Raw genomic sequence first — 24,634 nt, forward strand, 5'->3', positions numbered from 1 at the left:
GCTGATCTGCACGAACGGTCATGCGATGGGTGTTTCGTCTGGTTTGTTCAGGGGTGGGGCGGGTAGGCAGCATAGAGAAGGCAATGGTGGTCGGTGACGACTACGGAACGGTCTTGGTGACCGAGAACCTGCCTACCCACACCATCTCGAAGGGGTGGAGCCATGAGGCACGTAATACAACATCTTTTCCTAGCGATCTTGGTCGTTGCGCTGGGCGCGTTCGCGTCCGGACCCGCGACGGCAACGCTGGCCGGGACGCCGCACACCAATTCGGTCGAATCGATCGGACCGTCGAACGGCGAAGTCGTAGGTGTCGCGCATCCGGTGACCATTCGATTCGGCGAGGCAGTCGCCGATCGCGCCGCCGCAGAGCGCGCGGTCGACATCCGGGCGACGCAACCGCTGAACGGAACTTTCGCGTGGACCAACGATCGGGAAGCGGTATGGACGCCTAGCGGGTTCCTGCCCGCCAACTCCCGCATCACTGTCGGCGTCGGTAACACCCGCACCGAATTCAATACCAACGCAGGCGTTTTCGGTGACGGCAACATGTCGGATCACACGTTCACGCTGACCGTCGGCGGCATCCCGCGCACGATGCCCGCCTCGTACGGCAAGCCGGGCTTCCGGACCCCGTCGGGCACTTTCCCCGTCCTGGAAAAGGATGAGGCCGTCGTATTCGATTCCCGGACCATCGGCATCCCGCTGAGCTCGCCCGAGGGTTATGTCATCAACGGCGAGTGGGCCGTACGTCTCACCTGGGGTGGCGTTTACATCCACTCCGCCCCGTGGTCGGTCGGCGATCAGGGCAACGCGAACGTCAGCCACGGCTGCATCAACCTGGCCCCCGAGAATGCCGAATGGGTGTTCCACACCATCAGCCCCGGTGACCCGGTAAACCTGCACTGGTAAACACGCCTCGCACCCGCGACCGGCGCACCGCCCCGCAAAATACCGTCGGCGATGCGCCGGTCACGAGCGTGAAAACCGCACCCCGCTCGGGACCTACGTGGACCGTCATCACCCAGCTCACGCATGGCTGTCACTCATGACATGATCTGGTGACTGGGACATACAGTCCCACTGGACGGACCTCGCAGGAGTTGACAGATGACGACCGCACCACGCTCGGATATCGAATTCCAGTCGCACGGCAGCACGGTTCGAGGGTGGCTGTATCGGCCGGCGACCGCGAGTGGCGCGGTTCCCGTGGTGGTCATGGCGCACGGCCTCGGTGCCGTCAAGGAGATGCGGCTCGATGCCTTCGCCGAGCGGTTCGCGGCTGCCGGATTCGCCGTGGTGGTGTTCGACTACCGGCATTTCGGCGCGAGCGACGGGGAACCCCGGCAGCTGTTGAGCATTCGCCGCCAGCTCGCCGATTGGTCGTCGGCGATCGATTACGCCGCCGCACTCGACGGTATCGATCCAGGTCGAATCGCTTTGTTCGGAACATCTTTCAGCGGCGGGCACGTATTGCGCGTTGCGGCACAAGACAATCGCATCGCCGCCGTGGTCTCGCAGTGCCCGTTCACCGATGGTCTCGCTTCGGCCCCCACCGTCGGATTCCGGCCGTTGCTCGCCATCGCCGCACGCGCAGGCTTGGATCTTGCCGCCGCGGCATTGCGCAGGCCGCCGGTCACCGTGCCGCTCACCGGCGAACCGGGCCGGACTGCGTTCATGAACGCACCGGACGCGGCCCCCGGCTACACCGGCCTGGTGCCGCCGAACTTCACCCACCCCAATGCCGCCGCAGCCCGGCTCGGGTTGACCCTCCCCCTGTACCGCCCCGGCCGCAGCCTGCGCAAGATCCAGGTCCCGGTGTTCCTGGGCGTCTGCCTGAACGACACCGTCGCCCCCGCCCGCCGAACCCTGCGCTACGCGGCAGCCGCCGGACCGAACGTCGAAGTGCACGAGTACTCCGCAGGCCACTTCGACATCTACGTCTCCCCCGACTTCGACAAGGTGGTGGCCGACGAGACCGCCTTCTTGGTCGAGCACCTGCGCCCGAGCTGAAGGCGGACCCGTTGAGCTGCCGCGCTCGAGACAGCGCGATCCGTCAAGCCGCAGCGCTCAACGCGTCGTCGCGGGAGAGCAGCGCGGCATAACGACCTTCGAGCTCCATCAACTCCTCATGCGACCCGCATTCGACCACGCGCCCGTGGTCGAGCACGACGATCTGATCCGCATCCCGGATAGTCGACAACCGGTGCGCGATGGTGATGGTGGTGCGGTCGGCCGAGAGCGCGTCGATGGCCTGCTGAACTTCCAGCTCGGTGCGGGTGTCGAGCGCGCTGGTGGCCTCGTCCAGTACCAGGATCGGCGGGTTGCGCAGCACCGCGCGGGCGACGGCGAGTCGCTGCTTCTCCCCACCGGAGAACCGGTAACCGCGCTCGCCGACCAGGGTGTCGTAGCCGTCGGGCAGGCTCATGATGTGCTCGTGGATCTGCGCGGCACGCGCCGCCTCGTGTAGCTCCTGTTCTGTCGCATCGGGTTTGGCGAAGCGCAGATTGTCCGCAACCGTCGCATGCAACAGGTAGGTCTCCTGGGACACCACACCGACCGCGGCGGCGAGATCAGCGAAGGACAAGTCCCGCACGTCTTTCCCGTCGATCGTGATCCGCCCAGAACTAACGTCGTAGAGCCGGGCCACCAGGTAACCGAGAGTGGTCTTCCCGGAACCGGTTTCACCGACGACGGCCAAACTCGACCCGGCCGGAACGGTGATGTCGATGTCGCTCAGCACATCCCGGCTCTGCGCCCCATACGAGAACCCGACCTGCTCGAACCGCACCGCCCCGCTGACCTTCCCGAGCGCGACCGGCCGAACAGGCTCCTCGATATCGGGTTTCAGATCCAGATACTCGAAGATCCTGCCGAACAACGCCATCGAGCTCTGCACCTCGACCCCGGTGGACAGCAACTGCACCATCGGCCGCAGCAACGTGGTCTGCAAGGTGGTGAACGCAACCAGCGTGCCGATCGACACCAGCGGCTTCCCGGTGGTGACGGCGAGCCCCGCCGCCCAGTAGATCACCGCGGGCATCGCCGACATGACGATCGTGATGGTCGACTGCCGCCACCGCCCCGCCATGCTCGCGCGAATCTCCAGATCGACCAGCCCGCGCGATTCCCGCGCGAAACTGTCGACCAGCGCGGGTGAGCGCCCCATCGTGCGCCCGAGCAGGATGCCGCTCACCGACAGCGACTCCTCCACGATCGCCGACATGCCTGCCATCTTTTCCTGCCGCTGCCCGGTGATCTTGCGGCGTTCACTGCCGACCCGCCTGCTGATCCAGACGAAGAACGGCAGCATGACCAGCGACACCATGGTGAGCCGCCAGTCGAGCACGATCATCGCGATCACCGCCGCGACCACCGTGGTGAAGTTCGAGACCAGTGACGTCGCGGTGGAGGTGACGGTCGACTGCATGCCGCCGATGTCGTTGGCGATGCGCGACTGCACCTCACCGGTGCGGGTTTTGGTGAAGAAGGACAACGGCATTCGCTGCAGTTGCGCGTAGACCGCGGACCGCAGGTCGTGCATGACGTCCTGGCCGACGGTGGTCGAGATATAGGTCTGCAGCACGCCGAACACGCTGGTCAGCGCGGCGACCGCGACCATACCCGCGGCGAGCAGGGTGAGCAGTCCGGTGCGCCCGTGCGGCAGTGCGTCGTCGAGCACGGCGCGCAGCATGAACGGCGAGGCCAGCGCGACGACCGAGGAGAGAAAAACGAGAGCGGCCACGAGGGCCAGCCGGGCCCGGTAGGGCCGGAACAGCCGGACGATCCGGCGAAGCTGATGCGGGGGCTGCAAAGGCGCCTCCTTCCGAGGGAACTACGTGATGAAACTGAGCATGACTCATAATTGTTCCCGAAACAATGAGTTATGCTCAGAAACATGGAGTCCGCCGACACCGACCTGCCCGAACTGTTCCTGCGCGCGGCCAAACGGATCCGGCGTAACCAGGTGGGCAAGCTCGCCCCGCTCGGCCTCACCCCGGCTCAGGCCCGCGCTCTGCGCATCATCGGTCACCAGCCGGAACCGCTGCGCATGACCGACCTGGCCGACCGCCTCGGCATCGTGCCCCGCTCGGCCACCACCCTCGTCGACGCCCTCGCCGCCGCCGACCTGGTCACCCGCGCCCCGGACCCGGACAACCGCCGCGCCACCCTGGTCACCCTGACGCCCGCCGGCCAGGCCACTCTCGCCCGGATGGCCGACGCCCGCCGCGAGGCTGCCGAAGAACTGTTCGCCACCCTCAGTTCCGACCAGCGCGAAACCCTGCGAGACCTGCTGGCCACCCTCGATTCCGCCACCTGCTAGCGCAATCCGGACTTACCGGCCGGATACCACCCGGCCTACACCTCGGGCAGCAAACGGGCAGTATTCTGCCCGGAGCGACGGCGAAGTCGGCTGGACATACGCGTCTACACGTTGCTGCATTTCGGGAACGGTGCGGATAACCTGGCGATATGACCTGACGAAGGTGGGGCGATGGATCGACCGGAGATGGGCTCACAGCCCGGATACGACTATGGGCGGGGGCCGCAAATGATGAAACCTGGTGTGCCGGAACAACGGTACGCACCGGATGACCGGTACCAAGGTACTTATTCCGACTGGGTGGACCGGCAGCCCGCGCCGGAACCGGAGCCGGATTACGAACCCGATTACTTCGAAGACGAGTTCAGTGGGCTGATCGATCGGTCCAAGCGGAATCGTTCGCCGCGCCGCTGGGCGGTGCCGCTGCTCGGCGTGCTCGGCGTCGCCGCCTTGGCCGCCGCCGCCGTCGTATTCTTCTTCGGCGGCGACGCGGAACCGCCCACGGCCGCGACCAATCCACCCCGGATCGGCGAGCCCGCCGCCTCCTCGGCCACCCAATGTACGGCCGAGCGGGTCGGCAATCGCATCAAGGGCAACGACCCCGGCAACTTCGACTCAGGCCCCGGCGCGATCTTCGCCTTCCAGCACGCGTACTACGTCGCGCGTTCCGGCGAGGAGGCTCGCGCCGCGACCACCCCGGACGCGGCGGTCGAGCCCGCGGCGGCCATCCAGCGGGGCATCGACAGCGTGCCCGCGGGCACCACCTACTGCGTCGCGATCACCCCTGGTGCGTTCGCGGGCCAGTACATGGTGGTGGTGACCGAGAACCGGCCAGGACGCCCGCCGGTCACCTACAACCCGCAGCTCGTCACCACCACCACCGAGGGCGGGCGCACCCTCATCAGCGCCATCAGTCCCGGCCAATAGGCCTGACGCTCAGGCGAATTCGTACTTGGCGACGACTTCCTCGTCCAGCTCGATCCCGAGCCCCGGCCGCGACGGCACCTGCACCTGGTTGGCCCCGTACCGCAGCCGCGTCTCGGGGGTGAGCAGCAGTTCGAAGTTGTAGATGCCCTTCTCCAGCGCGAAATACTCCACGACCAGCGTATTGGCCACCGCGCCGCACAGGTGGACGTGCAGGTTGTGATGCCAGTGCGGCGCCATCTGCAAGCCGAAGGCGTCGGCGGCGTGCGCGACCCGCAACCACTCGGTGACCCCGCCGACCACTCCGGCGTCGGCCTGCAGGATCGACGCGGCGCCCGCCTCGATGAGTTGCCGGAATTCCCAACGGGTCTGGTGTATTTCGCCGGTGGCGACCGGTGTGCGGATCTGCCGGGCGAGTTCGCCGTGCCCGGCGATGGCGTCCGGCCCGAGCGGTTCCTCGAACCACCACAGCTCCCGCTCCCCTGCCGCCCGCTCGAAAGCCTGAATGGCCGTGCGTGCTTCGTGCACCGAGCGGTAGGCGTTGTTGGCGTCGAGGGCGAGCCGGCCGGTGTCGCCGATCGCCTCGATCGCGGCCGCGACCCGGCGCGCGTCCTCGGCCACGCTCAGTCCGCCGACCTTGATCTTGTGATCGGTAAACCCTTGGCTCGCATTGAATTCGATCTCCTTGCGGACGGCGTCGGTCCATTCACCCTCGTCGGGTCGGTAGTAGCCGCCGGACGCGTAGGCGGGCAGCGGGGTCGTCGCACCGCCGAGCAGGCTGGCCAGGGGTAGCCCGGCGCGTTTCGCGCGCAGGTCCCACAGCGCGATATCGATGGCCGACAGGGCCCGCAGCACCGCGCCGCGACGGCCGGCGAGCAGCGCCTCCTGATACGCGCGGCCCCACAGTCCGTGCACGTCATTGTGGTCGGCGCTGAGGTAGACCGGCGCGAGCACGTCGTCGACCGCGCATTTGGTGAGCGTGCCGCCGCTCGTTCCGGCATAGGTGTAGCCGAGTCCGGTCGCGCCGGTGTCGTCGGTGACCTCCACCAGCACGTAGTGCCGATCGGTCAAGTCGCGGTTGGACATCCGGGTCGGCTTGTCGACCGGAATGCCGACGACGCGGGCCGAGATTCGAGTGATGGTCATCGAGTGCTCCTCGCGGATGGGGCGGTGCGTACCGCCTGGATGTTGGCGAATTCCGTTGCGCCGTAGCTGCTCAGCTCCCGGCCGTGCCCGCTGGCCTTGACCCCGCCGACGGGCAGGCGCGGGTCGGACTCGGAGATCCGGTTCACGAACACCGATCCCGCCGCGACCCTGGCCGCCAGTTGTTCGACCCGCCCGAGGTCACGACCCCAGATCGAGCAGCTGAGGCCGTACGCCGAGGTCTCGGCGGCGGCCAGCGCCGCGGCCGCCGACTTGACCGGAAGCACCGCACCGAGCGGGCCGAACGTTTCCTCCTGGAAGGCAACGGAATACGTGTCGGGCACCGCGACGATGGTCGGCGGGAACCAGGCGCCCGGGCCGGTATCGCCGGCACCGCCGATCAATACCTCGGCCCCGCCGGCCACCGTCGCGGTCAGCTGCCTGCGCAACTCGTCCCGCAGGTCGGCGCGGGCCATCGGGCCGATATCGGTACCCGGCAGCGTCGGATCGCCGACCACCAGCTTGCCGAGTTCGGCCACCATCGCCTCGGTGAACTCGGCAAAGATGCTCTGCTCCACAATGATTCGCTTCGCGGCGATGCAGCTCTGCCCGGCATTGAGGAAGCGGGAGCGCACCGCTGCCGCCGCCGCGTCGGCCACCTCGGCGTCGGACAGCACGATGAACGGATCGGATCCGCCGAGCTCCAGCACGACCTTCTTGACCGCTTGCCCGGCCCTGGCGCCGACGATCGCGCCGACCCGATTGCTGCCGGTGAACGCCACCGCCGCGATGCGCGGATCGTCGATGAGCGCACCGATCCGCTCCGGCGGCAGCACCACACTGGTCAGCACGCCCGTGCCGTACACCTCGTCGAACAGCCGCTGCACGGCCAGCGCGCAACCGGTGACATTGTCGGCGTGCTTGAGCAGCACGGTGTTGCCGATCGCGACCGCGGGCAGCATGGACCGGAAGACCTGCCAGAACGGATAGTTCCACGGCATGATCGCCAAGAGCACGCCGAGCGGCCGGATGCGGATCTGCCCGCTGTCGGGGAATACGTCGACCGCTTGCGGTGCAAGGAGTTCGGCGACGCGATCGGCGTAGTAGTCACAGGTGAACGCGCACTTCTCGATCTCGGCGATGGCCTGGCCGATCGGTTTACCCATCTCGGTGGTGATCAGGAGCGCGAAAGTGTGGGAGTCGGCCCGCAATCGGGCGGCGAGCAGGCGCAGCCGATCGGCCCGGTCCGTGATCGGTTCGTCGGCCACGCGACGTGCGGCCGCGACGGCTCGATTGAGCAGCGCGGACAATTGATGATCGGACGTGAAAGCGTAGGCCTCGAGGGGGCTTCCGTCGGCGGGATTGATCGTGGTGATCATCGGACCGCCTTTTCGGCCGAGCGCGACGCGAGCCAATCCTGGAAGCGCCGCCCGAGAATCACCGGGTTCTGCAGCAGCTTCGGCACATCGGTGGCATTGCCCACCGCGATGCGCACATGGAGAAACACCGGGCCATCCAGACTCAGCACCTCGCCCAACCGTGCCGTCAGCTCCTCGGGATCGGCTGCGCGTCGCACTGTCCAGCCCGCCGCGGCGGCCAGCTCACCCAGATCGATGCGTGCGCCGTAGGTCGGCAAATTGGCCGTCGCGCCGTACACCCCGTTGTCCAGCAACACCATCACCAGCTTCGACGGCCGCAGGAAGCCGCCGGTGGCAAGCACATTCGGGTTCATCAGCAACGATCCGTCCCCCTCGATCGTCCCCACCTTCGGCACCGCCGTGTCCGCGATCCCCAGCGCAATGCCGGTCGCGACGGAACCCGCCAACCCCATCGCATCGAGCAGATACAGATGATTCGGCCGATCCGCGACCGCCGCCAGCTCTCTACTCGAGGCAGCACAGGTCACCACCACCGGCAGGTCACCGGTCTGTGCGGCGATAATCCGCAGTGCGTCAATACGTTTCACGATCAGGCCGCCTTGCCGTCGGTCGACCAGAAGTGCGCGAGCACCACCACCGGACGAAAAGTCATGCGCGCGTGCACCCCGGCCTCGGTGACCACCGCCTCCCAATCCGCAGGTCCACTGCGCCGGTCGAGTTCGAAGAACGGAATCCCGAACTGTTCGAGCACGCGGGGCACGTGCTGACTGAACGTGTGGATCATCGAGTTGTACTCACCGAGCCCACCGCGGGTGTTCGCCACGATCAGCATGGGCAGGTGGTAGGCCACGTTGAACGTGGTCAGCGCGGTGAGCGCGTTACCGAAACCGTTGTCCTGCATGACGATCGCGCCGAGCTTGCCGGTCAGCGGCAGCGCGCCGATCAGCCCGGCCGCCTCCTCTTCCCTGGAGAGCGGGAACACCCGCTCGGAGCTGCCCGCGGCGCCGCCGCTGGTGTCGACCAGCGCCGTGATGACGGGTGCCACGCTCACCGATGGCACATAACCGACCAGATCGACCTCCGCCGCCCAGATACCACTGGCGACGGACGCCGCATACGAGTTGGAATTCACCGAATGTCCCTTCGCCGGACCGGCTGCTCGAACGCAGCCCCTTTGGTGTCTGCAACATACTACTCATCATGAGTAGCATGCAACACTCAAATATGCGTGACACCGATCAGGATTCGGCCGGGACTGTCAGTAGATGACTTGGTCGCCCTCGGGCACGGACACCGAGACCCACCGCCGCCACTCCGCGACCAGGCCGCGGTTGTCGTCGCTGCTGTGCGCGACGAGCAGATCACCCGAGCGCACCAGGTGTTTGCGCATCGCGCGCTCGGCACCGACGCCGTCGCGCTTACGCAGTGCATCGATGATGGCCCAGTGGTCTTTCAGCGCGGTGTCGACGGTCTGATACCGCGGCACGCTGTGCCTGCCGTCCAGGGCCAGCGTCTGCCGCAGCTCGTTGACCACCTTGGCCAGCCTGCGATTACCGCTGGCTTCCAGGATCAGCTCGTGCAGCCGCTCGTCGGCGGCGAAGTATTCGGTGCCGCCATCGGCCGTCCGTTCCATGATCCGGTACTCGGCCAGCATGGCTTCGTCGTCGCGGCTGGTCAGCACTGCGGCGGCACTGCGGCAGGCGGGCGGTTCCAGCAGCACCCGCAGGCTGCACAGGTCGACGATGCCGCGCCCGTCCTGCCCGAGCACCCTGGCGCCGCGATTGCGTTCGATCTTGACCAGGCCCAGATCGGCCAGCTTCAACAGCGCTTCCCGCACCGGCGTCCGCGAGGCGCCGAACCGCTCGCCCAGCTCACGGGACGAATACAGGATGCCGCGCTCGAGCCGCCCCTGCCGGATCGCGTCCCTGATCTCGGCAGCGATCTGCTCGGACTTGCTGTCTACCGCATCCTGCGACAAGGCACCTCTTCACGACCGAGAGCAACGGGAAATCGCCCGTGGCACACCGTCCCCGGGCGATTCCCCAGCATAGTCGCTCAGACAGTCTCCACCGACGAGGCGCGACGTGGCCTGGAACGCGCGGCGATCACGCCGATCACGAGCAACGCGCCGACGTTGGCCATGATCATCACGGCGATGGCGAAACCGGTGCGCCCGCCGGAGAAGTCCTTGATCCAGCCGAACGCATACGGGCTGACGAACCCGGCCGCGTTGCCGAGCGAGTTGATCAGCGCGATACCGCTGGCCGCGCCCGCGCCCGCCAGATACGCCGTCGGCACCGACCAGAACAGGGGTTTCGCGGTCTGCGCGGCCATCGTGGCCACCGTGATCGCGGCGAACGCCACCAGCGGTGACCCGAGCGCGAACGCCGTGATGGCGAACGCGACCACCGAGATGCCCAGGGCGACCAGCACCGGCCGCGACGCCCCCTCAGCCCGGCCCAGCCGGCCGGTGACGTCCATCCCGATAGCGGCCAGCAGGAACGGCACCGCCGACAACCAGCCGATCTGGGTGCTACTCAGCCCGTCACCGACCTCCTTGACCACCGTCGGCATCCAGTACGCCAGCGGATACGCACCGCACAGCACCAGGAAGTAGGCCAGGCACAGCGCGAGCACGCGTTTGTTCCGCAGCGCCGCCAGATGACCGGCGGGTGCCGTGCGCGCACGTTCGGCGTTCTCGGCCGCCAGCGTCTCGACCAACCAGGTCCGCTCGGCCTCGCTGAGCCACTTTGCCTCCCTTGGCGTTTCGGTGAGCGCGACGAAGAAGACGCCGCCGAGCAGCACCGCGGGCAGGCCGCCGACGACGAACACCCAGCGCCAGCCGTCCAAACCCAGTGCGCCGTCGAAGGTGTCGAGGATCCAGCCGTTGAGCGGACTGCCCAGCACACTGGCCACCGGGATGGCTACCATCACCGTCGAGATCACCTTGGCGCGTTGGGCATTCGGGTACCAGCGGGTCAGATACACCAGGATGCCGGGGAAGAAGCCCGCCTCCGCGACGCCGAGCAGGAAACGCAGCACGTAGACCATCTCGACACTCGTCGCGAACGCGGTCAAGGTGGCGATGATGCCCCAGGTCAACAGGATTCGGCTGAGCCAGATCCGGGCGCCGACCTTGTTCATGATGATGTTGCTCGGCACCTCCGCCAGCACGTAACCGACGAAGAAGATGCCCGCCGCGAACCCGTACTGGGTCGCGGTCATGCCGAACGTCTCCTCCATGCCGAACTTGGCGAAGCTGATGTTGATCCGATCGATGTAGCTCACGATGTAGCCGATCATCAGCAACGGCACGATCCGGCGGGTGATCTTCCGGATGGTGTTCGCTTGCAGCACGTCCCCCTCGACCCGGGGAATCGAACTATTCATCTCTTTCCTCCACAGCACAGAGCCAGCTGTGATGGCATGCCACCTAGATAAGTAACATGTCTCACTTGATGAGTGGCATGCTACTCATGCTGTGACGCGGCGCACAAGACTTTCGCTGACGTGTCGAGAAAACGGCGACGGCCGGTCCGGGATGTTCCCGGACCGGCCGTCGGTCTGCGTTGCTGTGGCCTGTCAGCTGCTCGCGTTCTCTGCGGCAACGACGACGTGCCGCATGAGCAGCGCGGTGGTGACGGGCCCGATGCCGCCGGGCACCGGGCTGAGGGCGGCGGCCTTGCCGCGCACCGACTCCGCGTCGACATCGCCGATGATGCCGCCGTCGGCGGCCTCGTTGGTGCCGACGTCGATGACGACCGCACCCTCGCGCACGTGCTTACCGGTGACCAGGCCGATGCGTCCCGCCGCGGCCACCACGATGTCGGCGGCCGAGGTGACCGCGGGCAGGTCGGTGGTCCGCGAATGGCAGACGGTGACGGTGGCGTTCTCGGCGAGCAGCAGCTGGGCGAGCGGCTTGCCGACGATGTTCGAGCGGCCGACGACCGCGACATGCCGACCCTCGAGCGGGATTTCGTGCCGCTTCAGCAACTCGACCACCGCCTCGGCGGTGGCGGGCACGAAGCCGTCCAGCCCGGAGGCGAGCAGGCCGAGCGAGAGCGGGCTCACGCCGTCGACGTCCTTGGTCGCGACGATCGCGGAGCTCACGTCGTCGAGGGAGATGCCGGCGGGCAGCGGGGTCTGGAGCATGATCGCATCGGTCGCGCTGTCCGCACTGCGCGCCGCGAGCTCCGCACGGATCGTGTCCGCGCTCGCGTCGGCGCCGAGATCCACGGTGTCGCAGGCGATTCCGAGACGCTCGGCGGCCTTGCGCAGCGAGTTCACGTACCAGGCGCTGGCCGGGTCGTCGGTCGCCACGACCAGGGCCAGGCGCGGTGCGGCGCCCGCCTCGGTGCGAGCGGCGGCGCGCTGCTTGGTGTCGGCGTTGATGGCGGCGGCGAGTTCCTTGCCGGTCAGCGAAACGGTATCCACGCTGTCATACCTTATCCGGGGCCGCGCGGGCCGCCGCGACTGCGCCCGGCAAGCCCGCCCGGTTTGTCCCGATGCCAGAAATAAGCCGCAGAATCCGCCCGGCTAATACGCGATTTCCAGATCACCCCGCCGTATCGTGATCCCTGCTTGCCCATGGCTAACTGCCAGCACGTGCCAGACCCGTTTCTTGCAGATCGTTCAGCTCGCTGATCAACAGCATTTTCGCGGAAAGGTGTCGACTGTAGTGAAGATCTCGAGGCACTCGAAACAGCTAGCCGCGGCGTTGTTCGCGGCCATCACCCTCACCGGCCTGGCCGGCGTCCCGGCCCAGGCCGACGTGACCGACGACCTCTACAACTCCGCCCAGCGCAACTTCACCGACGGTAACGACGTCGCAGGCCGCGCCGACCTGCGCGCCCTGATCGGCGCCGACCCCGCCGACGCCGACGCGCTGTCACTGCAGGCCATCTGGTCGCACTACGCGGGTGACCTGCCTGCACTCGCCGACGCGATGGCGCGGCTCAACGCCGTCGACCCCGGCAAGGCGGCGGGCACCAACCACGTGCTCAACGCCATCGGCGCGGCGGTCGGCACGTTGCCGAATCCGTTGCCCGCGTTGGTCGGACCGCAGACCGGCATCGTCGTGCTCGGCTACGGCCTGCTGCCGGACGGCGCGCTGCGCCCGGAACTGGTGAACCGGTTGACCGCAGCCTGGCTGCAGTCGATCGCCTCGCCGCTGTCCCCCATCGTGGTGACCGGCGGCAACCCGCAGAACGGCATCACCGAGGCGGACGCGATGGCAGGCTGGCTGATCGGCCACGGCGTGCCCCCGAACCGGATCCACGTGGAGGGTCGCGCGGGGTCGACCGTGCAGAACGCCTTGTTCAGCACGAAGCTGCTGCGCGATGTCGGCGCGACGAGCGCGGTGGTCGTCACTTCGCCCAACCACATCCGGCGCGCCGTCGCCGACTTCATCGTGGCGGGCACCACCGTGGTCGGCGCGACCACCTCGCTGGAGCAGCTGGTCTCCCAGTTGCCGCCGCCGGCCAGGCAGTCGCAGCGGGGCATCTATCTCGATGCCACGCGCACCTTCGAATTGGCCACTTCGCGCTGAGCACGCCCGCGCCCGGGGTCCGCACGAGGGTGCGGATCCCCGGCGGGCGAGCGAGATCACGGGGAAATTCGCTGGCTGCGCCCGGTCCGCGCACGGCAGGATGGCCGAGTGATGGCAGCAGGTAGTACCGAAGAAGTGGTCGCGTCCTTACGCGCGGCGGGCTGCGTTTTTGCCGAGGACGAGGCCCGCCTGCTCACCGCCGCCGCCGCGGAAACCGGCGCGGACCTCGACGACCTGGTCGCGCGGCGGGTCGCAGGCACGCCGCTGGAGTATCTGCTCGGCTGGGCCGAGTTCCACGGGCTGCGGGTCGCGGTCGCCCCGGGTGTTTTCGTGCCGCGGCAGCGCACCGCGTTCCTGGTGGAAGAGGCGGCCCGCTTGACCCGAGCGCGGCACCGGCATTCGGTCGTGGTCGATTTGTGTTGTGGCTCAGGCGCTTTGGGGCTGGCGCTGGCCACCCTCCTGGCCGCCGAGCACACCGCCGTGACGCTTGCCGCCGCCGATATCGACCCGATCGCCGTCGACTGCGCCCGCCGCAACCTCACCCCGCTCGGCGCGCCGGTCTATCAGGGCGACCTCTTCGAACCACTACCCGAGGAACTGCTCGGCTGCATCGACATCCTGCTCGCCAACACCCCTTACGTCCCGTCCGAGATGATCGCGCACATGCCGCCGGAGGCCCGCGATCACGAACCGCGCAGCGCCCTCGACGGCGGACCCGACGGTCTGGACATCTTCCGCCGCGTCGCCGAAGGTGCTCGATCCTGGCTGGCCCCGGGCGGTCATCTGCTGGTCGAGTCCAGTGAGGAGCAGGCTCCCGCGGCGATCGCGGTGCTCACCGAGCAGGGGCTCGCAGGCCGGATCGCCGAATCCGACGAGCACTACGCCACCGTCGTGATCGGAACCAGAGCAACCGACGGGGCGTAGCTTCCGGCGCTCCGTTATGCCGCGACTGCTGCCGCGGCGTCGACGATGCCGTACCCGTACAACGGGGTGTAGACCCCACGCAGCGGACCGGGGACGAACGGCGTACGCGCGGTGCGAAGGATGGCGCTGTAGATATCCGGCACGCTCCGCCCTTGCGCGGCCAGCAGCGCTGCGACACCCGCGACGTGCGGGCTTGCCATCGACGTCCCGGCGACCGCGTCGTAGTCGCCCTGACCGCAGCTGCCGGTCCCGGTCCCCCGCGGGACCGAAGACCACACGTTGTCATCGCAATTGATCAGTCCCGCACCGCCGGGAGCCGAGACGATCTTCAGATCCGGTTTGAGACCGAAGTGTGAGTACCAGCCCTTGAGCTCTTGGCGGTCGGTGCCGACCACACAGATCACGTCACGGGTGAACGCGGGATCCAGGCACAGCGGAAGGGAGGTGTTGCCCGACGCGGCGACGACCGCGACACCCTTGCTCACCGCGTAGGCGATCGCATCGGACAGTCGCTTTTCGATCCCGATCACGGCCAGCAGTTGGTCGTTGGGCAGCCCGCTCAAGCTCAGGTTGACGACGTCCGCGCCGTGATCGACCGCCCAGCGCACGCCCTCGCCGATGTCCTCGTAGGTGCCGATGTTCTCGACCACCTTCACCGGCATGATCTGCGCGTCCGGTGCGACCCCGGCGATACCGATGCCGTTGCCGGTCGCCGCGGCGGCGATGCCCGCCACGTGGGTGCCGTGCACGTCGATGGTCGAGCCGACGCCGTCCGGCCCCTTCCAGTCGCCGTTGCCACACGGCCGCTGTCCGTCGGGACATCCGGTGAAAGTGGCGCCGGGGACGAGCTTGCCTTGCAGATCCGGGTGGTCCAGGTCGACGCCGGAGTCGACGATCGCGATCACGACACCGGCGCCGGTACTCGTCGGCCAAGCCTGGGTGGCCTTGATCTGGGTGAGACCCCACTGTTTGCCGAACAGGGGATCATTGGTCGCCGCATTCGCGGGGGTGGCCAGTGCGACCACCGTCGCGGCAATCGTGCTTACGGTCAGGCAGAGCGTCATCGAGGTCCAGCTGCGCTTGGTCCGCATAGTCTGCTCCAAGAATCGATGCCCGATCTTTTGGGCCGGGCGTGTGCTGACTTCATCCCGGCCCGAGGACATCGCGTTACTGAACGGTTGCTGACGGCGGTCGCTTACTTCTTGCGGCCGGTGAATTCGTCCATCGAGTGGTAGACGCCGACTGAGTTGAGGAACAGGTCGCGCAACTTGATCGGCAGGATGCCCGACAGCGCCTTGTTGAGGCGGGAGGTCCACGGCAGGATCACCAGCGGGTTACCGTTCTTCATCTCGCGCCAGGAGGTGTCGACCACGGCGTCCTGCTCGAGGATCGGGGTGAACAGGAAACCCTTTGCGCCGTCGAACATTCCGGTGTTGATGTAGGTCGGGCAGACCGTGGTGACCTTCACGTGGTCGTGGCCCGCCTGCTCCAGTTCGATGCGCACCGAGTCGGACCAGCCGAGCGCCGCCCACTTGGAGGCGGCGTAGACGCTCATCCGCGGATTCGACACCAACCCTGCGGAGGAGGCGATGGTCAGCACCCTGGCCTCGGTCGAACCGGCCACCATGGCGGGCAGGAATTCGAGGGTGACGTACATCGGGGCGTGCGCGTTGATCGCCATCGTCTTCTCGATGTCGGCGCGGTTCCCGGTTTCCCAGAAGTAGTTGTTGCCCCGCACGATTCCCGCGTTGTTCACCAGGATGTCGATGGTGCCGACCTCGGCACGCACCGACTCCGCCGCCTCGGTGATGGCCGCGGGCACGGACACGTCGACCACGAAGTGATGGATGGTGCCGCCGAGACCGGTGAGCTCCGCGGCGGTCTCCTTCAGGGCGACCTCGTTGATGTCCCACAGCACCACCGCGGCCGCGCCCTCACGCACCGCGCGCTCGGCGAACAGCTTGCCGAGGCCCATCGCGGCGCCCGTGACGAGAACCTTCTTGCCCGCAACCGTGTCGAGTTTCATCCGTCCCTATCCCTGTCGATGTCGCTGAAAGTTACTTCTGCCGCAGTGTTTTCATCAGGCCGAAGTAGAAGGTCATGGTCTTGGCCCACAGCTCCTCGGACATGCCGGGCAGCGGCGCGATCGGCAGCATGCGCTGCACCGCGATGGTCTGGGTGTCGATGTACTTGAGCAGCCCCTCGGCGCCGTGCCTGCGCCCGGTGCCGGAGATGCCGAGGCCGCCGGACGGCGCGTCGGCGCTGCCCCAGGCCGCGATGAAGCCCTCGTTGACGTTCACCGAACCGGCGTTGATGCGCGCCGCGACCTCGCGACCGCGGGCGATGTCCTTGGTCCAGACGCTGGCGTTGAGGCCGTACGCGGTGTCGTTGGCCTGCTCGACGGCCTCGTCGTCGCTGCCGACCCGGTAGATCGAGACGACCGGGCCGAAGGTCTCCTCGCGATACACCGTCATGCCGGGCCGCACGCCGCTCAGCACCGTCGGCTCGTAGAAGTACGGGCCGAGGTCGGGCCGCGCCCGGCCGCCGGCCAGCACCGTGGCGCCCTTGGCCACCGCGTCCTCGACATGCGCACGGACCGTGGCCAATTGGCGCGGGAAGGTGAGCGAACCCATGTCGCTGTCGTAGTTCAGGCCGCCGCCGAGCTCGATACCCTTGACGTGCTCGATGAATTCGGCCACGAACTGGTCATACACCTTGTCGTGCACATAGATTCGCTCCATCGATTCGCACAGCTGCCCGGCCGAGGCGAAGCAGGCGCGGATCGCGATCTTGGCCGCCCGGGACACGTCGGCGTCGGCGAGCACCACCAACGGGTTCTTGCCGCCGAGTTCGAGGGAGTAGCCGATGAGCCGCTCCCCCGCCTGCTGGGCGATGGTGCGGCCGGTCGCGCTGGAACCGGTGTAGTCGACGTAGTCCGCGCGCCCGATCACCTCGTGCCCGATCACCGAGCCGCGCCCGAGCACCGCCTGCCACAGGCCGCGCGGCAGGCCGGCCCGCTCGGCGGCGTCGATCGCCCACAGGGCGGTGAGCGCGGTCTGGTTGTCCGGGCGCGCGACCACCGCGTTGCCCGCGACCAGGGCGGGCAGCGCGTCGGAGGCGGCCAGCGCGAGGGGGTAGTTCCACGGCGAGATCACCGCGACCACACCCTTGGGCCGGTGCCGCACGTCGACCTGGGTCAGCACCGGCAGCACACCGCGCGGCTTGCGGGTGGCGAGCAGTTTCGCCGCGACCTGCGCGTAGTACCTGGCATTGACGGCGACATCGCCGACCTCGTCGAAAGCGTGCGCGCGCGACTTACCGGTCTCGGTCTGCACGATGTCGAGGATGGCGTCCTGCTCGGCGAGCACGATGTCGTGGAAGCGGCGCAGCACCGCGGCGCGCTCGCGGATCGGGCGGCGCGCCCACTCCTGCTGCACCGCGCGAGCCGTCGCGAACGCCCGATCGATATCGGCGACCGAAGACTGCGGGAGGTCGGCGATCTTCTGCCCGGTGGCGGGGGCGAACACCTCGACCGAGGGCGCACCGCCCGCGGTCGCACCGTCGAGCAGGGACTGGACCAGCGACGATGGCAACGCGTCTGCCGCGGCGAGCTGGGGGGCGGTCGTCATTGTCGGCCCTCTCGATAGGACGGTCGGACGAGCCGTGCGCCCATCCGCCTTTAACTGAACACTAGTGTTAGATTAATAGGCGTGCCACACCTCGTGTCAAGCTCTTGGTCATGGAACACAGACCCGGCAGGCTGCTCGCTGTGAAGCAGCACCATGTCTGCCGAGTGCTGCGATGACCGAGGCGACCACGCGGCGCGGTAGGCCGCCGCAGACGCAGGAGCAGGCCGAAGAGGTCCGCGCCCGGATCGTGCTCGCCACCGCCGAGGTGTTCACCCGCAACGGCTCGCGCGGGCTGAGCGTCGCGCAGATCATCGAGCAGGCCGGGCTGGCCCGGCCGACCTTCTACCGCTACTTCGGCAACGCGACCGAGCCGCTGCACGTGCTGCTCAACACCTCGAACGACGGTCTGGTCGAGGGCATCCGGGTGGCGCTGACCGGCACCGACGAACCCGTCGAGCTCGGCATCCGGTTGATCGACGCCTACCTCGACTGGGCGGGGGGTCACGGTGCGATGCTGCGGCCGCTGTTCGCCGAGCTGCACGATCCGGCCTCGCCGGTGTCGGCGTATCGGGAACGGGCACTGGACGATATCCGCAGATTGGTCCGCGAGACGTTCACCGAGCTCGGCCGTCCGGTACCGAGTCCGCTCGATCTCGATGCGGCACTGCATGTTTGCGAGTACGTGGTCTACCGCATCTCCGCGGGCACCGAGCCGGGGGCCGGGCCCGACGCGGAAACGGTTGCCGCGGCACGGCTCACGATGATCCGCGTACTGCTGACTACCCTCGGCACCCGCACCGATCTCGAATACGCGCTGCAGCTGCCGGGGATCTTCCCGGCTGCGCCGTGACTATGGACAGTTGCGGGTCAGCGGGTAGCTGACCCGCGAACTCGGCGAGCGACGTTGATCGCCGAGTTCACAGGTCTAGGTCGAGTTCGGTACCGCGGGCCCGCGATACACAGGTCAGCATGGTGCGGTCACGTTCACCGTCCGACAGGAACCGGTCCCGATGGTCGACCTCTCCCGCCAGCACACCGACGCGACAGGTGCCGCAGAATCCCTGCTGGCACGAGTAGGCGATGCCGGGCAGCTGCCGCCGGATCGCGGCGAGCGCGGACTCGTCGGCCGCAACGTCGACCTCGGTGCCGCTGCGGCGCAGCCGGATACGGAAGGGCGCGCCATCACGCACCGGCACCGGTGAGAACCGCTCGGTGTGCAGCGAGGCCGTCGGATCGTGCAGCGACAACACCTGGCGCGCCGCCTCGGCCAATGGCGGTGGGCCGCAGACGTATACCGCGGCACCGGTCGGTGCCTGCTCGAAGATCATGCGCGGGTCCGGCATGCCGAATTCGTCGTCCGGGCGGACCACCACGTCGCCGCCGGTGAGCAACGCCAACTCGCACAGGAACGGCATCCGCGCGCGCGAGCGGCCCAGATACATGAGCCGCCAACGCGTTCCGGCCCGCTCGGCCGCCGCGACCATCGGCAGGATCGGCGTGATCCCGATGCCGCCGGCGACGAACAGATACTGCGGCGCCTCGATGAACGGGAAGGCGTTGCGCGGCCCACGCACCGCCAGCCGGTCACCGACCCGCAGCTGCTCGTGGATCTCGCGTGATCCGCCGCCGCCATCGGCGATGTAGCGCACGGCAATTCGATACTGCCGCCGATCGGCCGGATCGCTGGTCAGCGAATACTGCCGCTGGCGCCCCGACGGAAGGAACACGTCCAGATGCGCGCCGGGCGTCCATGCGGGCAGCAGGCCGCCGTCCGGATCGGTCAGGAGCACACTGACCACCTCGTCGGCCGCCTGCTCGATCCGATCGATGACGACAGTGAAGTCGTACCCGGTGTGCCGCACCGGCTGTGGCCGCGAAAGCAGCTGCGCCGCATCCCCTTCGGCGAAGACACGCTTGTACGCGTCGGCCACCGTCGCGATCATCCGCAGCCCCGGCCCCGGCCGATACCCCTCCTCGACGGCCGTCACGCGACGGCCGCCCGAGCCGCGGGCGACTGGGCGAGGTAGCGCAGCGCGTTGTCCATCGGCCCGAGCTGCGACGGGTGGAAACCCGGCCGCAGATAGCGGGGAATCTCGGTGAAGAAGGTGGTGAAGCTCGGCACGACGCCGCGCACCGAGGCACTGGCCAGCTGTAGTGGCCAGAATCTGCCCTTGTGCGGCGAGGGGTCCTTGTGGAAGAGGTAGCCGCCCGAAATGACGAACAGCACAAGCAATCCCGTGCTCGCGATCACCGCTTGCCTGGCCTTACGGCCGTAGCCACCGTCGACATACATGTACGCGTCGTAGACCACGCTGCGGTGCTCGACCTCTTCCGCGCCGTGCCAGCGGATGAGATCCAGCATCGCCGGATGCATCCCCTTCCGCACGAAAGTGTCGTTGGTCAGCAGCCATTCGCCGATGACGGCGGTGTAGTGCTCCATCCCGGCGAACAGGGCCAGCCGCTCACACAGCCACGCGTGCTTGGCGCGTCCGGACAACCCGTGGTCGCCGAGCACCCGATCGACCAGCCACGCAACACGTTCCACCATCGGACGCACGTCGAGGCCGAGCCGCTCGAGTTGTTTCCTGGCCAGCTCATGCGAACTCGCGTGCATGGCCTCCTGCCCGATGAACCCGCGTACTTCTTCGCGCAGCCGCTCGTCGTCGATCAGCGGCAGGGCCTCGGCCAGCGCCTGCGCCATGGCCCGCTCGCCCTCGGGTAACACCAGGTGCATCACGTTGATGATGTGGGTCGCCATCACCTCGCCGGGGATGTAGTGCATCGGCACCGTGTCGAAGTCGAAGCTCACCTCGCGGGCGTTGATCGCGTGCGCCTGATCGGCATAGACGGTGGAGCCCATCTCGCATCCTCATCTCTGATCGGCGAAGCCCTACAGCCTGGGATTGCGGCCCGGCATGCTGGCAATCTATTGCTGACATCAGATGCTGTCAACATCATCCGATGTCTACAAGACGGTGTGAGAGGATGGCGCCATGGTCGCCGAAGACGACGGGTCGATCCCGGGCATGCGCCGCTGGCGCGGACGGTCACCCGCCGATCGGGTCGCCGGCCGCCGCGAGCAGCTCATCGAGGCGTGCACCGAGCTCATGGGCACCGTCGGCGCCGCCGAGACCTCGATGCGCGGGGTGTGCAGGCAGGCCGGGCTGACCGAACGCTATTTCTACGAGAGCTTCCCGAATCTGGACGCGCTGCTCACCACCGTGCTCGACACCGTCGTGCTCGGCGCCCGCGACCGACTACTCGACGCGCTACCCACCGCGCCGATCGAGCGCGACGCCATGTTCCGCCACTTGGTCGGCATATTCACCGACTATCTGGTGGAAGACCGCAGGCGCGGCCGGATCATGTTCGTCGAATCGCAGGCCACCCCGGTGCTGATGCCGCGGGCGAACGAGCTGATCGGCTTATTCACGGCGCCGATCGCCTTGACGATCGGCGCCGGCGACTACTCCCGGTCCGCACCGGACGAGTACGACAACGCACTCAACGCGAGCGCCATCTTCGGCGCGCTCGCCTACCTCTACCGGCCCTGGCTGGACGGTGAAATACCGGTCTCCCGGGCCCGATTCGACGAGCACGCCGCGACCGTGCTGGAACAGATTGCGCGGGCCCGGTCTTCGGTGATCACCGAGGCCTAGCGTTCGGCTCAGTCCCGCGCCGCCACCGGCTCGGTTCGCTCCGCCCGCTCGAAGAGCAGCGCGTCGTCGGCGATCGATCCATGCCGCAACGTGATCATGTCGCGCAGATAGTTCATCCGTAATCGCCACGGCGCACGGTCGCCCTGGATCGGGAAGTGACTCGCGGCCCGCTGCACATATCCGGGATTGAAATTCAGGAACAACGATTCCGCACCGACCGACGGGTCGCGCACCGGCGTGCAGCGCGCATAACCGCGCGCGTACATGTGCCGGAGCAACCGAACCAGATACTCCGACACCAGATCGGCCTTCAGCGTCCACGAGGCGTTGGTGTAGCCGATGATGTAGGCAAAGTTCGGTACATCCGACAGCATCATCGCCTTGTAGGCCATGCTGTCGGACAGGGTCACCGGCCGCCCGTCCACCGCGAGGTCGATGCCGCCGAAGGCGAGCAGGTTCAATCCTGTTGCGGTGACGACGATGTCGGCGTCCAGCGTCGCACCGGAGGCCAGCCGCAGCCCGGTCTCGGTGAAGGTCTCGATGCGATCGGTGACGATGTCCAGCTTGCCCTTGCGGATGGCACGGAAGAAATCGTTGTTGGGCGCCAGGCAGAGTCGCTGATCCCACGGGTTGTAGCTCGGCGTGAAGTGCGTATCGATGTCGTAGCCCGGCGGCAGCCAGCGTTCCTGGTAGCCGCGGATGCGTTCGCGCACCCACGCCGGATAGCGTTGGCTCAGTTGATAAACCGTCGTGGCCAGCGCCACGTTCTTGGCTCGGATCAGCGCGTAGGCCGCGCGCGGCGGCAGGCGGCGGCGCAGCTTCATCGCGAGGGCGTCGCGGGCGGGCCGGGAGACGATGTAGCTAGGGCTGCGCTGCAGCATGGTCACGTGCGCGCCCTGCTCGGTGAGCGTGGGACCCAGCGTGACCGCGGTGGCGCCGCTGCCGATCAGCACCACCTTCTTGTTCGCGTAATCCAGGTCCTCGGGCCAGAACTGCGGGTGCACAACAGGTCCGGTGAAGCGCTCGACGCCGGGGAAGTCCGGGGTGTAGGCCGCGTCGTAGTCGTAATAACCGGAGCAGGACAGCAGGAAGCCCGCGGTGAGCACGACCGTCTCGCCACTGTCGGTCCGTTCGGCCTGCACGGTCCAGCGGTTGTCCACCGACGACCATTCGGCGCGCAGCACGCGATGCCCGAAGCGGATGTGCCGGTCGATGCCGTGCTCCGCGGCGGTGTCGCGCACATAGTCGAGGATAGAATCGCCGTCGGCGATCGACTTGTCGCCCAGCCACGGTTTGAATCGGTAGCCCAGGGTGTACATGTCGGAGTCGGAGCGAATTCCGGGATAGCGGAACAGATCCCAGGTCCCGCCGATCGCGTCGCGGCCCTCCAGGATCGTGTAGGTCCGCTGCGGGAAGGCCTGCTGCAAGTGATAGGCCGCGCCGATACCGGACAGTCCGGCTCCGACAATGAGCACATCGACGTGCTCAGTAGCGGTGGTCATCGCTATCTCCTCGACTAGTCGGCGGAATGCCCCAGCCTAACGACCCAGACAGTATTCCGGCGTGCCTCCGCCCACGACTCGGGCACCCCTTTATCACCGCGAATGCCGCCCTGTGCGGGTTCTGTTCGGCCGCAACATAGTTGAGTCTTGTACGACCTAGCGTGTGCCGAGCGGGGTATTCAACTGTACGACTCGCAGTGAAGTCACTCACATCGCCCTGGCACGCCACCCATAGTTCCAGCAGAACACTAGGGTAGCCATCGGTTAGCCGATCTATGGCGACGACCTGATGCACAGCCCCGTTCCGCGTCGCCGCACCAGCCCCGGAAACCATTGGCAACCCGCACTATTCGCCCCGAATCCACCCCGCCAGCACTCCATAGCCAGTCGGTCACCAGTTAGTGATACTTCACGAAACATGTACTTCTGCACAGTGATCGGCCCCCACTTCTGAGCCATAGGCATTCGTAGTTACCGTCGGGTAGTGTCCGTCGCACCGAAGATCAGAGACGATCCGGAACCGTTTCTTTCCACGATTTCCAGGAGCGCGCGTGTCGCATTCACGATTCGAATCCATCGGCGCCTATCTGCCTTCGAATATCGTAACCACCCAGGAGTTGCTCTCCCGGTTGAAGGAACCGCCGTCTTTCGATCTCGAGAAAATCACCGGCGTCAAAGAGCGCCGGGTGCACGATACGAACCCGGACAGCTACGAGGACTCCTTCGCGATCGCCATGAAGGCGGCGGAAGACTGTTTGTCCAGGTCGCGATACGAAGCAGCCGAGCTCGACGTGATCATCTCCACCTCGATCACCCGGAGCAACCACGGCAGCCGCATCTACATGGAGCCGTCCTTCGCCGGTTCGATAAGCCGCCTTATCGGGGCGAAGAACGCGATTACCTTCGACGTGTCGAACGCCTGTGCCGGGATGCTCACCGGCACTTACATTCTGGACCGGATGATCCGCTCCGGGGCGGTGCGCAACGGCATGGTGGTGAGCGGTGAGGCCATTACTCCCATCGCCGACACCGCGGTGGCCGAGATTTCCGAGAAATACGATCTGCAGTTCGCGTCGCTGTCGGTGGGCGACTCGGGCGCCGCGGTCGTGCTCGACGAGGCGGTCGACGACAACGACAAGATCCACTACATCGAGATGATGACGGCAGCGGAGTACTCCGAGCTGTGCCTCGGCATGCCGAGCGACAAGAGCCAGGGTGTTGCGCTGTACACCGATAACCGCAAAATGCACAACGAAGACCGCTTCCTTTTGGGCACCGACAGCCAGATCAACTATCTCCAGGCGCGCGGACGCACCTTCGCCGACGAGAAGTTCGATTACGTCATCCACCACCAGTTCGGCGCGGCCGCGATCCCCTGGATGAACGCCATCTGCGAGCGCGAGTTCGGCACCCCGATGCCGCCGGATCTACGGGTCATCGAGAAGTACGGAAACACCTCCACCACTTCGCATTTCATCGTCCTGCACGATCAGCTCAGCGACCAGAACATCCCGGCGGGCTCGAAGCTGCTGATGATTCCCGCCGCCTCCGGCATCGTGACCGGCTTCCTGTCCACCACCATCTCGTCTCTGAAGGTCTGAG

General features: G+C 67.2%; 23 protein-coding genes. 9 read left to right on the forward strand and 14 right to left on the reverse strand.

The window, feature by feature from the left end:
• Positions 1-162 precede the first annotated feature (162 nt).
• Positions 163-912, forward strand: a complete 750-nt coding sequence (locus DBO33_RS28060; protein ID WP_107657750.1) for a L,D-transpeptidase — start codon at positions 163-165, stop codon at positions 910-912.
• A 198-nt stretch (positions 913-1,110) separates the two neighbouring features.
• Entirely contained in the window at positions 1,111-2,013 is a 903-nt protein-coding gene (locus DBO33_RS28065; RefSeq protein WP_107657751.1) for an alpha/beta hydrolase, read from the forward strand.
• 43 nt (positions 2,014-2,056) lie between these two features.
• Here the strand turns inward: DBO33_RS28065 and DBO33_RS28070 are convergent, their stop codons facing one another.
• Entirely contained in the window at positions 2,057-3,814 is a 1,758-nt protein-coding gene (locus DBO33_RS28070; RefSeq protein WP_107657752.1) for an ABC transporter ATP-binding protein, read from the reverse strand.
• Between the two features lie 84 nt (positions 3,815-3,898).
• Here DBO33_RS28070 and DBO33_RS28075 point away from each other — a divergent pair, with 84 nt between their 5' ends.
• Complete coding sequence (locus DBO33_RS28075; protein WP_107657753.1) at positions 3,899-4,324, forward strand: MarR family winged helix-turn-helix transcriptional regulator; 426 nt, start codon at positions 3,899-3,901, stop codon at positions 4,322-4,324.
• 171 nt (positions 4,325-4,495) lie between these two features.
• Positions 4,496-5,251: a hypothetical protein gene (locus tag DBO33_RS28080; protein WP_159080573.1), complete on the forward strand. Its 756-nt coding sequence runs from the start codon at positions 4,496-4,498 to the stop codon at positions 5,249-5,251.
• A 9-nt stretch (positions 5,252-5,260) separates the two neighbouring features.
• Here DBO33_RS28080 and DBO33_RS28085 read toward each other — a convergent pair whose 3' ends face one another.
• The 7 genes from DBO33_RS28085 to DBO33_RS28115 all read right to left on the reverse strand — a co-directional run bounded on the left by DBO33_RS28085 (position 5,261) and on the right by DBO33_RS28115 (position 12,204).
• Positions 5,261-6,394, reverse strand: coding sequence for a mandelate racemase/muconate lactonizing enzyme family protein (locus DBO33_RS28085; protein WP_107657755.1), 1,134 nt, complete (start codon positions 6,392-6,394; stop codon positions 5,261-5,263).
• On the reverse strand, positions 6,391-7,770 hold the full coding sequence (locus DBO33_RS28090; RefSeq protein ID WP_107657756.1) for an aldehyde dehydrogenase family protein: 1,380 nt from the start codon (positions 7,768-7,770) through the stop codon (positions 6,391-6,393). The genes DBO33_RS28085 and DBO33_RS28090 overlap by 4 nt, the downstream gene beginning before the upstream one ends.
• Positions 7,767-8,357, reverse strand: a complete 591-nt coding sequence (locus DBO33_RS28095; RefSeq protein ID WP_107657757.1) for a thiamine pyrophosphate-dependent enzyme — start codon at positions 8,355-8,357, stop codon at positions 7,767-7,769. The genes DBO33_RS28090 and DBO33_RS28095 overlap by 4 nt, the downstream gene beginning before the upstream one ends.
• 2 nt (positions 8,358-8,359) lie before the next feature.
• Positions 8,360-8,902: a thiamine pyrophosphate-binding protein gene (locus DBO33_RS28100; protein ID WP_107657758.1), complete on the reverse strand. Its 543-nt coding sequence runs from the start codon at positions 8,900-8,902 to the stop codon at positions 8,360-8,362.
• A gap of 126 nt (positions 8,903-9,028) precedes the next feature.
• Positions 9,029-9,748 (reverse strand): GntR family transcriptional regulator, encoded by a 720-nt coding sequence (locus tag DBO33_RS28105; RefSeq protein ID WP_107657759.1) that lies wholly within the window; start codon positions 9,746-9,748, stop codon positions 9,029-9,031.
• 77 nt (positions 9,749-9,825) lie between these two features.
• Entirely contained in the window at positions 9,826-11,160 is a 1,335-nt protein-coding gene (locus tag DBO33_RS28110; RefSeq protein ID WP_107657760.1) for an MFS transporter, read from the reverse strand.
• Between the two features lie 192 nt (positions 11,161-11,352).
• Positions 11,353-12,204, reverse strand: coding sequence for a bifunctional 5,10-methylenetetrahydrofolate dehydrogenase/5,10-methenyltetrahydrofolate cyclohydrolase (locus tag DBO33_RS28115; protein ID WP_107657761.1), 852 nt, complete (start codon positions 12,202-12,204; stop codon positions 11,353-11,355).
• A 244-nt stretch (positions 12,205-12,448) separates the two neighbouring features.
• Here DBO33_RS28115 and DBO33_RS28120 point away from each other — a divergent pair, with 244 nt between their 5' ends.
• Both DBO33_RS28120 and DBO33_RS28125 read left to right on the forward strand, forming a co-directional pair.
• Positions 12,449-13,318, forward strand: coding sequence for a YdcF family protein (locus DBO33_RS28120; protein WP_107657762.1), 870 nt, complete (start codon positions 12,449-12,451; stop codon positions 13,316-13,318).
• Positions 13,319-13,429: 111 nt separating this feature from the next.
• Positions 13,430-14,242, forward strand: a complete 813-nt coding sequence (locus DBO33_RS28125; protein ID WP_107657763.1) for a putative protein N(5)-glutamine methyltransferase — start codon at positions 13,430-13,432, stop codon at positions 14,240-14,242.
• Between the two features lie 14 nt (positions 14,243-14,256).
• Here the strand turns inward: DBO33_RS28125 and DBO33_RS28130 are convergent, their stop codons facing one another.
• From DBO33_RS28130 to DBO33_RS28140, 3 genes are all read right to left on the reverse strand, one after another.
• The gene (locus DBO33_RS28130) at positions 14,257-15,333 is read right to left on the reverse strand and encodes a S8 family serine peptidase (protein ID WP_107657764.1); all 1,077 of its coding nucleotides are present in this window, start codon (positions 15,331-15,333) and stop codon (positions 14,257-14,259) included.
• A 104-nt stretch (positions 15,334-15,437) separates the two neighbouring features.
• Entirely contained in the window at positions 15,438-16,268 is an 831-nt protein-coding gene (locus DBO33_RS28135; protein WP_107657765.1) for an SDR family NAD(P)-dependent oxidoreductase, read from the reverse strand.
• A gap of 31 nt (positions 16,269-16,299) precedes the next feature.
• On the reverse strand, positions 16,300-17,871 hold the full coding sequence (locus DBO33_RS28140) for a succinic semialdehyde dehydrogenase (protein WP_107657766.1): 1,572 nt from the start codon (positions 17,869-17,871) through the stop codon (positions 16,300-16,302).
• Between the two features lie 172 nt (positions 17,872-18,043).
• Here DBO33_RS28140 and DBO33_RS28145 point away from each other — a divergent pair, with 172 nt between their 5' ends.
• Positions 18,044-18,721 carry a TetR/AcrR family transcriptional regulator gene (locus DBO33_RS28145; protein ID WP_107657767.1) on the forward strand — a complete coding sequence of 226 codons (678 nt, stop codon included), beginning with the start codon at positions 18,044-18,046 and terminating at the stop codon, positions 18,719-18,721.
• Positions 18,722-18,788: 67 nt separating this feature from the next.
• Here DBO33_RS28145 and DBO33_RS28150 read toward each other — a convergent pair whose 3' ends face one another.
• Both DBO33_RS28150 and DBO33_RS28155 read right to left on the reverse strand, forming a co-directional pair.
• A complete protein-coding gene (locus DBO33_RS28150) occupies positions 18,789-19,814 on the reverse strand; it encodes a PDR/VanB family oxidoreductase (protein ID WP_107657768.1) in 1,026 nt (341 codons plus the stop codon).
• Positions 19,815-19,855: 41 nt separating this feature from the next.
• On the reverse strand, positions 19,856-20,731 hold the full coding sequence (locus DBO33_RS28155) for a metal-dependent hydrolase (protein WP_107657769.1): 876 nt from the start codon (positions 20,729-20,731) through the stop codon (positions 19,856-19,858).
• A 133-nt stretch (positions 20,732-20,864) separates the two neighbouring features.
• Between DBO33_RS28155 and DBO33_RS28160 the strand changes: the two genes are divergently transcribed.
• Positions 20,865-21,530, forward strand: coding sequence for a TetR/AcrR family transcriptional regulator (locus DBO33_RS28160; RefSeq protein ID WP_107657770.1), 666 nt, complete (start codon positions 20,865-20,867; stop codon positions 21,528-21,530).
• 8 nt (positions 21,531-21,538) lie between these two features.
• On the opposite strand, the gene DBO33_RS28165 is transcribed toward DBO33_RS28160, so the two are convergent.
• Positions 21,539-23,032, reverse strand: a complete 1,494-nt coding sequence (locus tag DBO33_RS28165) for a flavin-containing monooxygenase (protein ID WP_107657771.1) — start codon at positions 23,030-23,032, stop codon at positions 21,539-21,541.
• Between the two features lie 551 nt (positions 23,033-23,583).
• Between DBO33_RS28165 and DBO33_RS28170 the strand changes: the two genes are divergently transcribed.
• On the forward strand, positions 23,584-24,633 hold the full coding sequence (locus tag DBO33_RS28170) for a 3-oxoacyl-ACP synthase III family protein (protein WP_107657772.1): 1,050 nt from the start codon (positions 23,584-23,586) through the stop codon (positions 24,631-24,633).
• The last annotated feature ends 1 nt before the right edge of the window (position 24,634 follow it).

Source organism: Nocardia suismassiliense, assembly GCF_900269665.1.
Lineage (GTDB): Bacteria > Actinomycetota > Actinomycetes > Mycobacteriales > Mycobacteriaceae > Nocardia > Nocardia suismassiliense.

Excerpts from the sequence above, each read along its gene's own strand:
- DBO33_RS28140 (WP_107657766.1), bottom strand. The coding sequence starts at position 17,871 with ATGACGACCGCCCCCCAGCTCGCCGCGGCAGACGCGTTGCCATCGTCG.
- DBO33_RS28165 (WP_107657771.1), bottom strand. The coding sequence starts at position 23,032 with ATGACCACCGCTACTGAGCACGTCGATGTGCTCATTGTCGGAGCCGGA.
- DBO33_RS28075 (WP_107657753.1), top strand. The coding sequence starts at position 3,899 with ATGGAGTCCGCCGACACCGACCTGCCCGAACTGTTCCTGCGCGCGGCC.
- DBO33_RS28150 (WP_107657768.1), bottom strand. The coding sequence starts at position 19,814 with ATGATCGCGACGGTGGCCGACGCGTACAAGCGTGTCTTCGCCGAAGGG.
- DBO33_RS28130 (WP_107657764.1), bottom strand. The coding sequence starts at position 15,333 with ATGCGGACCAAGCGCAGCTGGACCTCGATGACGCTCTGCCTGACCGTA.
- DBO33_RS28080 (WP_159080573.1), top strand. The coding sequence starts at position 4,496 with ATGGATCGACCGGAGATGGGCTCACAGCCCGGATACGACTATGGGCGG.
- DBO33_RS28135 (WP_107657765.1), bottom strand. The coding sequence starts at position 16,268 with ATGAAACTCGACACGGTTGCGGGCAAGAAGGTTCTCGTCACGGGCGCC.
- DBO33_RS28125 (WP_107657763.1), top strand. The coding sequence starts at position 13,430 with ATGGCAGCAGGTAGTACCGAAGAAGTGGTCGCGTCCTTACGCGCGGCG.
- DBO33_RS28145 (WP_107657767.1), top strand. The coding sequence starts at position 18,044 with ATGACCGAGGCGACCACGCGGCGCGGTAGGCCGCCGCAGACGCAGGAG.
- DBO33_RS28060 (WP_107657750.1), top strand. The coding sequence starts at position 163 with ATGAGGCACGTAATACAACATCTTTTCCTAGCGATCTTGGTCGTTGCG.
- DBO33_RS28085 (WP_107657755.1), bottom strand. The coding sequence starts at position 6,394 with ATGACCATCACTCGAATCTCGGCCCGCGTCGTCGGCATTCCGGTCGAC.
- DBO33_RS28155 (WP_107657769.1), bottom strand. The coding sequence starts at position 20,731 with ATGGGCTCCACCGTCTATGCCGATCAGGCGCACGCGATCAACGCCCGC.
- DBO33_RS28110 (WP_107657760.1), bottom strand. The coding sequence starts at position 11,160 with ATGAATAGTTCGATTCCCCGGGTCGAGGGGGACGTGCTGCAAGCGAAC.
- DBO33_RS28065 (WP_107657751.1), top strand. The coding sequence starts at position 1,111 with ATGACGACCGCACCACGCTCGGATATCGAATTCCAGTCGCACGGCAGC.
- DBO33_RS28090 (WP_107657756.1), bottom strand. The coding sequence starts at position 7,770 with ATGATCACCACGATCAATCCCGCCGACGGAAGCCCCCTCGAGGCCTAC.
- DBO33_RS28160 (WP_107657770.1), top strand. The coding sequence starts at position 20,865 with ATGGTCGCCGAAGACGACGGGTCGATCCCGGGCATGCGCCGCTGGCGC.